This is a genomic window from Streptomyces sp. NPDC007945, from assembly GCF_042958885.1.
Taxonomy (GTDB): Bacteria; Actinomycetota; Actinomycetes; order Streptomycetales; family Streptomycetaceae; genus Streptomyces.
Window position 1 is genome coordinate 89,858 of sequence record NZ_JBIBJV010000006.1, and the last position, 12,712, is coordinate 102,569.

Below are 12,712 nucleotides of genomic sequence, written 5' to 3' on the forward strand. Positions count from 1 at the left end.
ATGGGGCAGGGCAGCGCATGACCGTCGATCCGCTGATCGAACTGCGTGGCGTCAACAAGCACTACGGCACGCTGCACGTCCTCCAGGGCATCGACCTCACCGTCGGCCGCGGCGAGGTCGTCGTCGTCATCGGCCCCTCGGGCTCCGGCAAGTCCACCCTCTGCCGTGCGATGAACCGCCTGGAGACCATCGCGTCCGGCGAGATCCGCATCGACGGCCGCCCCCTCCCCGAGGAGGGCAAGGACCTCGCCCGGCTGCGCGCCGAGGTCGGCATGGTCTTCCAGTCCTTCAACCTCTTCGCCCACAAGACCGTCCTCGCCAACGTCTCGCTGGCGCAGACGAAGGTCCGCGGGCGGAAGCGGGAGGAGGCCGACCGCCGCTCCCGCGAACTCCTCGACCGCGTCGGCCTCGCCGCCCACGCCGAGAAGTACCCGGCCCAGCTCTCCGGCGGCCAGCAGCAGCGCGTCGCCATCGCCCGGGCCCTCGCCATGGACCCCAAGGCGCTCCTTTTCGACGAGCCGACCTCCGCCCTCGACCCGGAGATGATCAACGAGGTCCTCGACGTCATGCGGCAACTGGCGGACGAGGGCATGACCATGGTCGTCGTCACCCACGAGATGGGCTTCGCCCGCTCCGCCGCCCACCGCGTCGTCTTCATGGCCGACGGGCGGATCCTGGAGGACCGCGCCCCCGAGGAGTTCTTCACCGCCCCGCGCAGCGAGCGCGCCAAGGACTTCCTCTCCAAGATCCTCTCGCACTGACCGGGGTGGGAACCATGCAGCGCACGCACCGACGCCCGGGCGCCCTCGCCCTCGCCCTGCTGCTCGCCACCGCGGGCTCGCTGCTGGCCGGCTGCGGCCGGCCCGGCAGCCCGCCCGTGAAGGGCCCGCAGCCCGACCAGCTCCCGTCCTACCGGATCGCCTCCGGCTTCCGGCTGCCGGACTCCTCCACCTGGAACCGGGCGCGCACACGCGGCCGGCTGATCGTCGGCGCCAAGGAGGACCAGCCGTACCTCGGCGAGAAGGACCCCGCCACCGGCCGCTACTCCGGCTTCGACATCGAGATCGCCAAGATGATGGCCGCCTCCCTCGGCTTCGACCCGGCGACCGGCGTCGAATTCCGCACCATCGCCTCCGCCAACCGCGAGACCGCCCTGCAGAACGGCCAGATCGACTACTACGTCGGCACCTACACCATCAACGACAAGCGCAAGCAGCTCGTCGGCTTCGCCGGCCCCTACTACGAGGCCGGCCAGTCCCTCCTCGTCCGCGCCGACGAGGACTCCGTCCACGGACCGCAGGACCTCGCCGGCAAGCGCGTCTGCTCGGCCGCCGGATCCACCCCCTACCAGCGCATCCAGCAGGAGTACCCGAAGGCCGAACTCGTCGCCTACGACACGTACTCGATCTGCGTCGACAACCTCCTCACCTACCAGGTCGACGCCGTCACCACCGACGACACCATCCTCATGGGCTACGCCGCCAAGGTCCCCGACGAACTCAAGCTCGCCGGCAAGCCGTTCTCGAAGGAGCCGTACGGGATCGGCGTGCCGCGCGGCGACACCGCGCTCCGCCTCGCCCTCGACGACGCGATCGCCGCGCACGAGAAGAACGGCGACTGGAAGAAAGCGTACGACGCGACCCTCGGCCTCTCCGGCGTACCGGCCCCGGCGCCGCCGCCCATCGACCGCTACCCGACCGACTGAGGACCCCCACCGCTGACATGGACGTACAGACATGGACGTACTGACCGAGAACTTCTCGCTCTACGGCGAGGGTTTCCTCGGCACCCTCGAACTCACCCTCTACGCCTCGGCGCTCGCCCTGGTCCTGGGCTTCGTCATGGCCGCCTTCCGGGTCGCGCCCGTCGGTTCCTTCCGGGTCTTCGGCACCGTCTGGGTGACCGTCCTCCGCAACACCCCGCTCACCCTGCTCTTCTTCGCGGTGATGCTGGGCCTGCCCCGCTTCGGACTGGTCCTGCCCTTCGAGCTGTTCGCGGTCCTCGCGCTCGGCTGCTACACCTCCGCCTTCATCTGCGAGGCGCTGCGCTCCGGCATCAACACCGTCCCCGTCGGCCAGGGCGAGGCGGCCCGCAGCCTCGGCATGAGCTTCACCCAGACCCTCGGCGCGGTCGTCCTGCCGCAGGCCTTCCGCTCGGTGATCCCGCCGATCGGCTCCACCCTGATCGCCCTCGCCAAGAACTCCGCCATCGCCGGCGCCTTCAGCGTCACCGAACTCCTGGGCACCTACAAAACCTTGAGCGAACTCGGCTACAACATCATCTGGACCTTCGTCTGGATCGCCGTCGGCTACCTGATCATCACCCTCTCCATCAGCGCGGTCTTCAACGTGATGGAGAAGCGCTGGGGGGTGGCCCGATGAGCCGCGCGGAACGGGCCAGCGCCCTCTACGACATCCCCGGCCCGCAGGCCCGCCGCCGGCACCTGCTCTACGGCCTGGCCTCCACCGTCGTGCTCCTCGGCCTCGCCGCCTGGATCCTCCACCTCCTCTTCGACACCGAGCAGTTCACCGCGGTGAAGTGGCGGCCCTTCCTCTACGACGGCATCCAGGAGCTGATCCTGGAGGGGCTCGGCAACACCCTCAAGGCCTTCGCGCTCGCGGCCGTCCTCTCCCTGGCGCTCGGCGCGGTCCTCGCCACCGGGCGGCTCTCCGACCACCGGCCGGTGCGCTGGATCGCCACCCTGCTCGTGGAGTTCTTCCGCGCCATGCCCGTCCTCGTGATGATCTTCTTCATCTTCGTGGCGCTCAAGGTGCAGCCGCTGCCCGCGCTGGTCGCCGGACTCACCCTCTACAACGGCTCGGTGCTCGCCGAGGTCTTCCGCACCGGCGTGCACGCCGTGCCGCGCGGACAGGGCGAGGCCGCGTACGCCCTCGGCATGCGGAAGACCCAGGTCATGACCTGGGTCCTGGTCCCGCAGGCGGTCCGGGCGATGCTGCCGGCCATCATCAGCCAGCTGGTGGTAGCCCTGAAGGACACCTCGCTCGGCTATCTCATCACCTACGAGGAGTTCCTCCACGCGGGCAAGCTGATCGCCTCCAACCTCGACTACGACCTGCCCTTCATCCCCGTCGTCCTGGTCATCTCGCCGATCTACATCGGCATGTGCATGCTGCTCTCCTGGTTCGCGACCTGGGTCGCGCGACGGGAGCGCCGCGACCCCCGCACCAAGGGGGTGGACGTCGCTCCCGCCGCACCGGTGACCACGCTGCCGGGCCGTGAGTGACCCCCGTACGGGCCCCCGCACGGGCCTGGAACCGGCCCGGCAGCAGCCGTGATCACTCCTTCCGCAACGGCACCGACAGATACGAGGGGTCGGTGGCGGGGGAGGAGAAGGTCAGCTGCGCGCCGGCCGGGTTGTGCTCGATGTACAGCGGGTCGACGGTGTCGACGACCACCGCCAGGCGATGGCCGGCCGGCACGTCGTAGGCCGTGGAGAACAGCTCCAGGTCCACGGCGAACGGCCGGCCCGGCGTCTTGTCGTGGAAGGTGTACGGGGCGTTGCTCACCAGCTTCCCGACGCCGAGCGGCCCCACGTCGTAGAGGTACGCGACGAAGGTGCCGCTCGACGCGGTCGGGGTGACCGTGGTGTGCAGCACCGGCGTGCCGCGCACCGCGGCGCCCGAGTCGTACCGGCCGGACTGCCACACGGCGGCGAAGGAGCGGGGGAGCAGCGGGACGGAGACGGTCGGCGGGGTCTGCGCCAGTTGGTCGAGGAGGTTGCTGAGCAGCACGATGCCGCCGTCGGCGCCGGAGTTCACGTTGGCCCAGACGTGTTCGGAGTCGTTCAGCGCGATCCGCTCGCGGTGGGCGCCCACGGACTTCCAGTCGGCGTAGCCCTCGTAGCCGCCGTCCGAGCGGGGCTTCAGCCGGACCGGCGGCTCGCGGTCGACGCCGTTGTCGGTCCCCTTGAGGTGGCGGTCGAACCAGCGGTGGGCGCTCGTCCAGGTGTCGTTCGGCAGCCCGAGGAGACCGGTGGCCTCGGCCGTGGCGTGGTCGCCGGGGCGGAACTCCAGGCGCTTGGGGCCCGTGAGCTTCTCGTAGAAGCTCGCGTACTGGTTGGGCGGGAAGATCGTGTCGCCCCAGGCGTTGCCGAGCATGACGGCGGTGCCGTTGGCGTTGATCCGGTCCAGGTGGGTGGCGGCGGAGCGCTGCCGCCCCCAGGCGATCATCTCGTCCTCCTGGTCGAGGTTCGAGGAGAGGAAGTCGCCGAGGACCTTCTTCAGTTCGGGCCCCGGACGGCCGGTGAGGTAACCGGCTCCGCCGAGCAGGGCGGCGGCCTGGAGGTGCTGGGTGCGGCCGCTGTAGATGGAGTCGATGAGGTCGGCCCAGCCGCTGAGCGCGGCGACGGCCTTGATCCGGGGGTCGTGGGCGGCGGCGAGCAGGCTGATGCCGGCTCCGTAACTCACTCCGGCCATACCGACCTTGGCGGGGTCGGCGGGCGTGTGGGCGAGCGCCCAGTCGATCACCTTCGACGCGTCGGCGACGTCCTTCGGTCCGGCGGTCTCGATCTCCCCGCCGGACTCCCAGAAGCCGCGCGAGTTGTAACTCACCACGACGTAACCGGAGTCGGCGAGCTTTCGGGCCTGTGCCAGGTATTCGACCTGGGGCATGGCCCAGCTGGTGGGCAGCACGACGACCGGGAAGCGGGCGGAGCCGTCCGCCCCGGCGGGCGTGACGACGTTGGCCTTGAGCACGGTGCCGCCGTCCCCGGCGATGTCGACGAACCGGATCGACGTGCCGCTCGTCGCGGACTCGGCGGCGTGGGCGGCGGGGGAGAGCGACAGGGCCGTCCCGGCCAGCAGCGCGGCCGAGACGGCGAGGGCCAGGGGTGTACGCACGGGCCACTCCTCGATGGGGGGTCGCCGATGGGGGGTCGGCGAGGTGGCCCGACGGTAACCGGAGCGTGCTACCCGAGGTAACCGGTCGGTAAGTTACGTGCGGGTAACGATTGGGGGCGGCGGGGCGGGCGCGCCGGACACCACCGACAAGGCACCCGAATCGTGCCTGCCGCCCCGCTCGGAACGCGACGCTCCGACCTGGCGCCATGGACACCTCTCCACCCCTGCTCCAGGCTGGACCCCGTGGAGCAGACGAACCTTCCCGACGTCTTCGACCCCCGGATCCACGCCGCCGGGCCGCCGCACGACGCCTTCCGCGCGCTGCGCGACCGGGCCCCGGTCGCCTGGCAGGAGGAGCGGGCGGTGCTCGGCTGGCCGGCCGGGCCCGGCTTCTGGGCGGTGACCCGGCACGCCGACGTCGTCCGGGTGCTCAAGGACGCGGGGACGTACTCCTCCTGGCTCGGCGCCACCCAGATCCGCGACCCCGACCCCGCCGACCTGCCGTTCATCCGCCGCATGATGCTCAACCAGGATCCGCCCGGGCACGGCAGGCTGAGGCGGCTGGCCGCCCGGGCCTTCACCCCCGGGCGGATCGCCCGGTTCGAGGCGACCGCCCGCGCCCGGGCCCGGGAACTGCTGACGGCGGCCCGGGAGGCGGGCGGCGAGGTCGACCTCGTCCGGGCCGTCACCGACGACTACGCGCTGCTCAACCTCACCGACCTGCTCGGCGTGCCCGCCGCCGACCGGGGGCTGCTGCACGCCTGGACCGAGCGGGTCATCGCCTACCAGGACCCCGACGAACCCGCCGTCCTCGACGCCGACGGCAGACCCCTCAACCCCCGGTCGCCGGCCATGCTCGCCGAGATGTTCGCGTACGCCCAGGATCTCGCCGCCCACAAGCGCGCCCACCCCGCCGACGACCTGATGACCGCCCTCGCCACCACCGAACTCGGCGACGCCGAACTGGAGATGTTCTTCTTCCTCCTCACCGTCGCGGGCAACGACACCGTGCGCTCCGCCGCCCCGGGCGGCGTGCTCGCCCTCGCCGGAGACCCCGGCGAACAGCGCAGGCTGCGGCGGGGCGAGGTCGGCGTGGACACCGCCGTGGAGGAGCTCCTGCGCGTCCACCCTCCGGTGCTCTCCTTCCGCCGCACCGCCGCCCGCGCCACCGAACTCGCCGGGGTTCGGATCGCCGAGGGCGCCAAGGTCGTCGTCTTCCACGGCTCCGCCAACCACGACGAACGCGTCTTCGCCGACCCGCACCGGCTGGACCTCGGCCGCCGCCCCAACCCCCACGTGTCCTTCGGTGACGGCCCGCACGTCTGCCTCGGCGCCCACTTCGCCCGGCTTCAACTCCGGGTGTTCCACGAGGAGCTGCTGGCCGCGTGTGGGGGCGTCGAGCTCGCCGGACCACCCCGGCGGCTCGTCTCCAACTTCATCAACGGCGTCAAGTCGCTGCCGGTGCGTCTGCGACAGCCCTGAGCGCCGCCCGCGACGGGCGCGGGCGAGCCGCGGCCGGATCCGGCTCGGCATGCGTGGAGAGGCCGGGCAGCAGTGTGCCGAGGTGGGCGGCCGTCGGCCGATCGGGGCGCGTGCCGGCGGCGGTCGGGTGACCCTTCGACGGGGGCGGCCGGCGGTCCTGCGGACCGCGCCGACAGAAGTTACCCTGCCTGAACGGTCATTGACGGGAGGTCAGGATGCGTCGTTCCACGGTCCGGTACGGGGTGTTCGCGGCGGCGGCCGCGACGGTGCTCTCGGTGGGGGCGGCGGCCCCACCCGGTACGGCCCCGCACGCCCCGACGGTCGCCCCACCGGCCCCGGCGGTCGCCCCACCGGCCCCGGCGGTCGCCCCCGCCGCGCCGGCCGCGCCGGGCAAGGTGCCGGTGGCCGTCGGCCACGGCGGGGCCGTCGCGAGCGTGGACGCGGACGCCAGTGCCGCCGGCATCGAGATCCTCCGCCGGGGCGGCAACGCCGTCGACGCGGCCGTCGCCGTCGCCGCCGCCCTCGGCGTCACCGAGCCCTACTCGGCCGGCATCGGCGGAGGCGGCTACCTCGTCCACTACGACGCCAGGAGCCGTACGGTCTCCACCGTCGACGGCCGCGAGACCGCACCCGCCTCCGCCGACGCGGGCCTGTTCACCGAGAACGGCGCCCCGCTGCCCTTCGAGGAGGCGATGACCAGCGGGCGCTCGGTCGGCACCCCCGGCACCCCCGCCACCTGGGCGACCGCCCTCGACGCCTGGGGCAGCAAGCCGCTGGGCGAACTCCTCGCCCCCGCCGAACGGCTGGCCCGCGACGGCTTCACCGTGGACGCCACCTACCGCGCCCAGACCGCCGCCAACGAAGCCCGCTTCCGCGACTTCCCGGCCTCCACCGACCTCTTCCTGCCCGGCGGCCGGCTGCCCGAGGTCGGCTCGGTCGTCCGGAACCCCGACCTGGCCCGCACCTACGCCACCCTCGCGAAGGAGGGCGTGGGCGCGCTCTACCGGGGCCCGCTCGCGCGTGACATCGTGCGGACCGTCCGTACGCCTCCCGTCCGGGAGGGCGCGTCGCGCGTGGTCCGCCCCGGCGACCTGACCGAGCGCGACCTCGCCGCCTACCGGACCGTCCGGCGCGCCCCCACCAAGGTCGCCTACCGGGGCCTCGACGTCTACGGCATGGCCCCGTCCTCGTCCGGCGGCACGACCGTCGGCGAGGCCCTCAACATCCTGGAGTCGACGGACCTCTCCGCCGCCCCGCGGGAGCGCTACCTCCACCGCTTCATCGAGGCGAGCCGGATCGCCTTCGCCGACCGAGGCCGCTGGGTGGGCGACCCCGCCTTCGAGTCCGTACCCGTCCGCGGCCTGCTCTCGCAGCGGTACGCCGACTCGCGGGCCTGCCTGATCCGCGACGACGCCGCGCTCACCAGCCCGCTCGCGCCCGGCGACCCCCGGAACCCGGTGCCGTGCGCCGCCGGCGGGACGGCGGCCCCCACGACGTACGAGGGCGAGAACACCACCCACCTCACGGTGGCCGACCGGTGGGGGAACGTCGTCGCCTACACCCTCACCATCGAGTCCACCGGCGGCAGCGGCATCACCGTCCCGGGCCGCGGCTTCCTGCTCAACAACGAACTGACCGACTTCTCCTTCGTCCCGGCGAACCCCGCCGTCCACGATCCCAACCTGCCCGGACCCGGCAAGCGCCCCCGCTCCTCGATCTCGCCGACGATCGTCCTCGACCGCCACGACCGGCCGGTCCTCGCCCTCGGCTCGCCCGGCGGCGCCACCATCGTCACCACCGTCCTGCAGACCCTGACCGGCGTCGTCGACCGGGGCCTGCCGCTCGTCGACGCCATCGCCGCGCCGCGCGCCAGCCAGCGCAACCAGGCGACCACCGAACTCGAACCCGCCCTCTGGAACAGCCCCCTGCGGGCCCGCCTCGAAGCGCTCGGGCACGGCTTCCGGCAGAACCCGGAGATCGGCGCCGCGACCGGAGTCCAGCGCCTCCGCGGCGGGCGCTGGGTCGCCGCCGCCGAGACCGTCCGCCGGGGCGGCGGCTCGGCGATGGTGGTCCGCCCGGACAAGTGAGGGCCGGGCGAGCGGCGTTCGATCAAGTGACGCCCGGACAGTGACGCCTGGAGACGCCCGGACAGTGACGCCCGGACAAGTGGCGCCCTGACGAGCGGTGGGCGGCCCCGGCGGACGCGTGTCAGGCGCCGGGGCCGCTCCCCCCCACCGTCCACCGCGTGGGGCGGCGACCGTCCGGCGGGTGACGGGAGCGGCGGCGCCGGGCCGCGCCTACAGGGCCGTCAGCACGCGCGGCCCCGCGTCCGTGACGGCGACGGTGTGCTCGGCGTGGGCGGCGCGGGAGCCGTCGAGGGTCCGGATCGTCCAGCCGTCCCGCGCCGTGTAGTGCCCGTCGCCGCCGCCCCCCACGAGCATCGGCTCGATCGCCAGGACCATGCCGTGCCGCAGCCTCATGCCGCGCCCGGGCCGCCCTTCGTTCGGCACGCCCGGGTCCTCGTGCATCGCCCGGCCGATGCCGTGTCCGCCGAAGCCGTCCGGGATGCCGTAGCCGGCCTTCCGGCACACCCGGCCGATGGCGTGCGCCACGTCCCCGATCCTGTTCCCGACCACGGCCGCCGCGATGCCGGCCGCCAGGGCCTCCTCGGCCGCCCCGATCAGCCGGGTGTCCTCGGCGCGGGCGCGGCCGACGGTGAAGCTCACCGCCGCGTCCCCGGCCCAGCCGCCCAGCAGCGCCCCGCAGTCCACCGACACCAGGTCGCCGTCGGCGAGCCGGGAGGCGTCCGGGATCCCGTGCACGATCGCGTCGTTGACGGAGACGCAGACGACGGCCGGGAAGGGTGTCGGCGCCCAGTCCGGCCGGTAACCCAGGAAGGGCGAGCCGGCGCCGGCCTCCGCGAGCACGTCCCGGGCCGCCCGGTCCAGTTCGGTGACCGGCACCCCGGGCGCCGCCGTCTCCCGCGCGGCGGCGAGGGCGCGGGCCACCACGCGGCCCGCCTCGCGCATCGCGGCCATGTTCTCGTCGGTCTTGATCTCTACCATTCCCATTACTATACCGGTATAAAAATGGGGGCGAGGGCGGGTAGGGTGGGGGCATGGTGCGCACCCCCCTCACTCCGGAAGAGCGCGAGCGCGGCGAGCGGCTCGGGCGACTGCTGCGCGAGGCCCGCGGCGAGCGGTCGATGGTGGAGATCGCGGCGGCGGCGGGCCTCTCGGCCGAGACGCTCCGCAAGATCGAGACCGGCCGCGCCCCCACCCCGGCCTTCTTCACCGTCGCGGCCCTCGCGGGCGTCCTCGACCTGTCGATGGACGACCTGCTGGTCCGCACCGCACCGCTGCCCGCCTGAGTCCGGCCCCGGTCCGGCCCCGGGCGCCGAGTGGCCGCCGCCCTGCCGGGGGAGGACGCTTGAGGGGAGTACGTCCGGGTGGACCGTGGGCGTACCGCACGGCGCCTCCGCCCGGCCGGGATCGGAGCTGTGCCATGCGCATGCTGCTGAAGGTCGAGATGGACACCGCGGCCTCCAACGAGGCCATCAGGCAGGGCAGCATCCCGGGGCTCATGCAGGAGGCGATCGCCCGGATCCGTCCAGAAGCCGCCTACTTCACGGTCGAGAACGGCTGCCGCACCGGCTACTTCTTCTTCGACCTCACCGAGACCTCCGACCTGCCGGCCATCGCGGAGCCCTTCTTCATGAGGCTCGGCGCCAAGATCCACTACTCGCCGGTGATGAACCCGGAGGAACTGGCCCAGGGCCTGAGCCGACTGAGCGGCCAGAGCTGACCCCGGACGGAACCAGGCCCCGGCCGTAGGCCGGCGCGCGAGGCGCGTCGGGAACCTCGGGACCCGGTCCCGTCACCCTGTCCGGGTCGCCGAGAGGGCTCACGTCGAGACCGCCAGGAGGGCGCGGCTGTGGTCCGGGGGGTCTCGATCTCGTCGAGCGGGGCGAGTGCCAGGTCGGCGTGGGCGAGGCGGCCGGGGCCGTCGAGGACCGTGCCGACCGCCGTCCGGTAGCCGCCCGTGGGCTCCGCCTCGGCGTCCAGGTCCAGCGGCGGCACCACCATCAGTCAGTCGAGCCCCGGTCCCGCTCCCGTCCTCAGGAGCTCGAACTCCGCCACGTGGCCTTGGGCGAAGGCCCGCCACTCCGCAGGGAAGCCCGGCGCGTCCGTCAGCCGGACGCCGGACGCGACCTCGAGCGTGGTGGCGATCCCGAGGGTCGGCAGCCTGCCGACGCCGGCCGCGGGAAGTCCGGAGAGCAGCGCCTTCGCCGTCGCGGTGAAGTTCTCCTTCGACGGCACGTCGAGCCGGACCGAGGCGCGGCGACGCGCGGGCCGTGTACCCGGACCGCCCGGTGGCGTGACGCCGGACGCGTCGCCCGGGACGCCCCGGCGCACGTCCGCCCCGCTCCGGCATAGGCTGCGCGGTCATGACGACCGACCGACGAATCCCCGAGGAGCTGCGGCGCGGCCGCTACCTCAGCCTCACCACCTACCGGAAGGACGGGACCGGGGTCGCCACCCCGGTCTGGTACGCCGTCGACGAGGAGCGGGTGTACGTGTGGACCCGCGCCGACTCCTGGAAGGTCAAGCGGCTCCGTAAGGACCCCCGGGTCGAACTGGCCGTCTGCGGCCTGCGCGGCGACATCCCCGAGGGCGCCGCCCGGATCCCCGGCACCGCCCGCCTCGTCACCGGGGAGGAGCTGCGCCGCATCCGCCGCCTGCTCTCCCGCAAGTACACCTACCAGTACTGGCTGGTGGACTGGCCGGCCACCCTCGTCCGCCTCGGCAGGCGCCCGCACACCGGGATCGTCGTCACCCTGTGAGCCGGACCGTGCGCACCCGCCGGTACAAGATCGATGTGGTCTCCGGGGCACGGGGAGGAAAACGGTCCGTAGCCGTCCCGTAACACGACTGCGGTGCAATGCCCTGCGGCGGACCGGAAGGTCCCCTTCTCCAAGCGCGGGGCAGGTGCATGCAGATGACGTCTCCTCACATCCCCTCCGGGATGGCGGATTTCACCCGCTGGCTGAACGGTCTGGCCGCCCGCGCCGAGCAGGTCGGCGGCTGGTGGGCCGTCTTCGCCGCACGCGACCCGGAGGGCCTGCGCGCCTGCCTCGACGGCGCCGAGCTGCTGCCCTGGGACGTCGTCGAGTCCCTGCTGCGGGACGTGGGGGAGGCCCCGGACCGGGGCCGGGAGCTGTACGAGGCCGCCGCCGCCGCGCACGACGGGGCGCCCGGCGGGGCCGAGGCCCTGGCCGCCCGCCGGGACGCGATGGAACGCGAACGCCGGCACGCCGAGGCGCGGATCGAGGAGGGGCGGCGACGCCTCGGCGCCCAGCCGGCCCCGGGCCCCGAGGAGACGGCCCGGCTGGTCCACGACCTGGCCTGGGCCCGCGACGACCACGCCCGCGCCACCGCCCGGCTCGCCGACCTCGCCACCCGCCTCGCGCACCTGCGCGGCGCCACGGCCCCGGACGGCACCCCGGCCGAGCGGGCCGGGTCCGACGGCCCCGCGCCGGCCGCGGTCCGGCGGCGGCCACGGGGTGCCCGGTACGCCTGGGCGGAGGCGGACGACGCCACCGGGACGGCCGTCCCCGTCGGCGGGCCCGACCTGCCCGTCGGCGGAGGCGAGCCGCCGCGCGGCGCCCGGTTCCGGGGGAGGGCCGGGGCCCGTACCGCCGAGACGGCCGCTCCCGTCCCCGGGGCCGCCTCCGGGGACGGCAGGGAGGAGGCGGAGGAGGCCGCGCGCGCCGCCGCCGACGCGGTCCACGCCCTCCGGCGGCTGCGGTCCGAGGGCCGTACCGGCGAGGCGCACGTCCTGCTCTTCGAGGCGCTCGGCGGACCGCCCGGCCGGCTCCCCGCGCTCGCCGCGGAGCTGCACCGGGCCGGTCTCGGCGCCGACTGGGGCACCCTGCTCTGGGAGGCCGCCTCGCTGCCGCCCGCCCGGCTCGCCGCCGTCGCCGGGGCGCTCGCCGACGCGGGCCGCGCCGACGACTGCGAGCAGTTGCTGCGCCAGGGCCTGGCCCGGCCGGTGGAGGAGCTCGCGGGGGCCGTCGCCGCCCTGGTCGCGGAGGCCCGCGAACGCGAGGCCCACGCCCTGCTCACCGCCTTCATCCGGGTCCGCACCCCCGAGGAGGCGGCCCGGCTCGCCGCCGTCGACCCGGCCCTCCTCATGCCCCGGCTCGGCGCGGCGGCCCGCGCCCTGTCGGCGGCCGACGACCGGGCGCTGCGGCACGCCCTGCGGGTCGGCGGAGTCCTCGGGCCCTGAGGACCGGCCCCTCGGGAGAACGGGAGCAGTCGGCACGTGTCGGTACGTGTCCGGTGTGGACCACTCCGGTATGAAACATGATC

13 protein-coding genes are annotated in these 12,712 nt (G+C 74.1%); 10 read left to right on the forward strand and 3 right to left on the reverse strand.

Annotation, left to right across the window (positions count from 1 at the left end; all coding sequences use genetic code 11):
* Positions 1-17 precede the first annotated feature (17 nt).
* Genes ACFZCF_RS20100 through ACFZCF_RS20115 form a run of 4 tightly spaced genes read left to right on the forward strand, consistent with a single transcriptional unit; the run spans position 18 to position 3,244 of the window.
* Positions 18-761, forward strand: a complete 744-nt coding sequence (locus ACFZCF_RS20100; protein ID WP_391287736.1) for an ATP-binding cassette domain-containing protein — start codon at positions 18-20, stop codon at positions 759-761.
* Positions 762-775: 14 nt separating this feature from the next.
* The gene (locus ACFZCF_RS20105) at positions 776-1,705 is read left to right on the forward strand and encodes a transporter substrate-binding domain-containing protein (protein WP_391287737.1); all 930 of its coding nucleotides are present in this window, start codon (positions 776-778) and stop codon (positions 1,703-1,705) included.
* A gap of 31 nt (positions 1,706-1,736) precedes the next feature.
* Positions 1,737-2,381, forward strand: a complete 645-nt coding sequence (locus ACFZCF_RS20110) for an ABC transporter permease subunit (protein ID WP_391287739.1) — start codon at positions 1,737-1,739, stop codon at positions 2,379-2,381.
* A complete protein-coding gene (locus ACFZCF_RS20115; protein ID WP_388445214.1) occupies positions 2,378-3,244 on the forward strand; it encodes an amino acid ABC transporter permease in 867 nt (288 codons plus the stop codon). Before ACFZCF_RS20110 ends, ACFZCF_RS20115 begins: the two co-directional genes overlap by 4 nt.
* A 52-nt stretch (positions 3,245-3,296) precedes the next feature.
* Here the strand turns inward: ACFZCF_RS20115 and ACFZCF_RS20120 are convergent, their stop codons facing one another.
* Positions 3,297-4,805 (reverse strand): CocE/NonD family hydrolase, encoded by a 1,509-nt coding sequence (locus ACFZCF_RS20120; RefSeq protein WP_388446300.1) that lies wholly within the window; start codon positions 4,803-4,805, stop codon positions 3,297-3,299.
* Between the two features lie 297 nt (positions 4,806-5,102).
* Between ACFZCF_RS20120 and ACFZCF_RS20125 the strand changes: the two genes are divergently transcribed.
* Complete coding sequence (locus ACFZCF_RS20125; RefSeq protein WP_391287741.1) at positions 5,103-6,341, forward strand: cytochrome P450; 1,239 nt, start codon at positions 5,103-5,105, stop codon at positions 6,339-6,341.
* A gap of 215 nt (positions 6,342-6,556) precedes the next feature.
* Complete coding sequence (gene ggt, locus ACFZCF_RS20130) at positions 6,557-8,428, forward strand: gamma-glutamyltransferase (RefSeq protein WP_391287743.1); 1,872 nt, start codon at positions 6,557-6,559, stop codon at positions 8,426-8,428.
* Between the two features lie 210 nt (positions 8,429-8,638).
* Here ggt and map read toward each other — a convergent pair whose 3' ends face one another.
* Positions 8,639-9,406 carry a type I methionyl aminopeptidase gene (map, locus tag ACFZCF_RS20135; protein WP_388445222.1) on the reverse strand — a complete coding sequence of 256 codons (768 nt, stop codon included), beginning with the start codon at positions 9,404-9,406 and terminating at the stop codon, positions 8,639-8,641.
* A gap of 53 nt (positions 9,407-9,459) precedes the next feature.
* On the opposite strand from map, the gene ACFZCF_RS20140 reads away from it, so the two are divergent.
* Together ACFZCF_RS20140 and ACFZCF_RS20145 are read left to right on the forward strand one after the other, a co-directional pair.
* Positions 9,460-9,711 carry a helix-turn-helix transcriptional regulator gene (locus ACFZCF_RS20140; RefSeq protein WP_360610044.1) on the forward strand — a complete coding sequence of 84 codons (252 nt, stop codon included), beginning with the start codon at positions 9,460-9,462 and terminating at the stop codon, positions 9,709-9,711.
* A gap of 134 nt (positions 9,712-9,845) precedes the next feature.
* Complete coding sequence (locus tag ACFZCF_RS20145; protein ID WP_388445226.1) at positions 9,846-10,145, forward strand: hypothetical protein; 300 nt, start codon at positions 9,846-9,848, stop codon at positions 10,143-10,145.
* Between the two features lie 284 nt (positions 10,146-10,429).
* Here ACFZCF_RS20145 and ACFZCF_RS20150 read toward each other — a convergent pair whose 3' ends face one another.
* Positions 10,430-10,660 carry a hypothetical protein gene (locus ACFZCF_RS20150; protein ID WP_391287747.1) on the reverse strand — a complete coding sequence of 77 codons (231 nt, stop codon included), beginning with the start codon at positions 10,658-10,660 and terminating at the stop codon, positions 10,430-10,432.
* 128 nt (positions 10,661-10,788) lie between these two features.
* Between ACFZCF_RS20150 and ACFZCF_RS20155 the strand changes: the two genes are divergently transcribed.
* Both ACFZCF_RS20155 and ACFZCF_RS20160 read left to right on the forward strand, forming a co-directional pair.
* Positions 10,789-11,184, forward strand: coding sequence for a PPOX class F420-dependent oxidoreductase (locus ACFZCF_RS20155; RefSeq protein ID WP_391287749.1), 396 nt, complete (start codon positions 10,789-10,791; stop codon positions 11,182-11,184).
* A 155-nt stretch (positions 11,185-11,339) separates the two neighbouring features.
* Complete coding sequence (locus ACFZCF_RS20160; protein ID WP_391287751.1) at positions 11,340-12,629, forward strand: UL36 very large tegument protein; 1,290 nt, start codon at positions 11,340-11,342, stop codon at positions 12,627-12,629.
* The last annotated feature ends 83 nt before the right edge of the window (positions 12,630-12,712 follow it).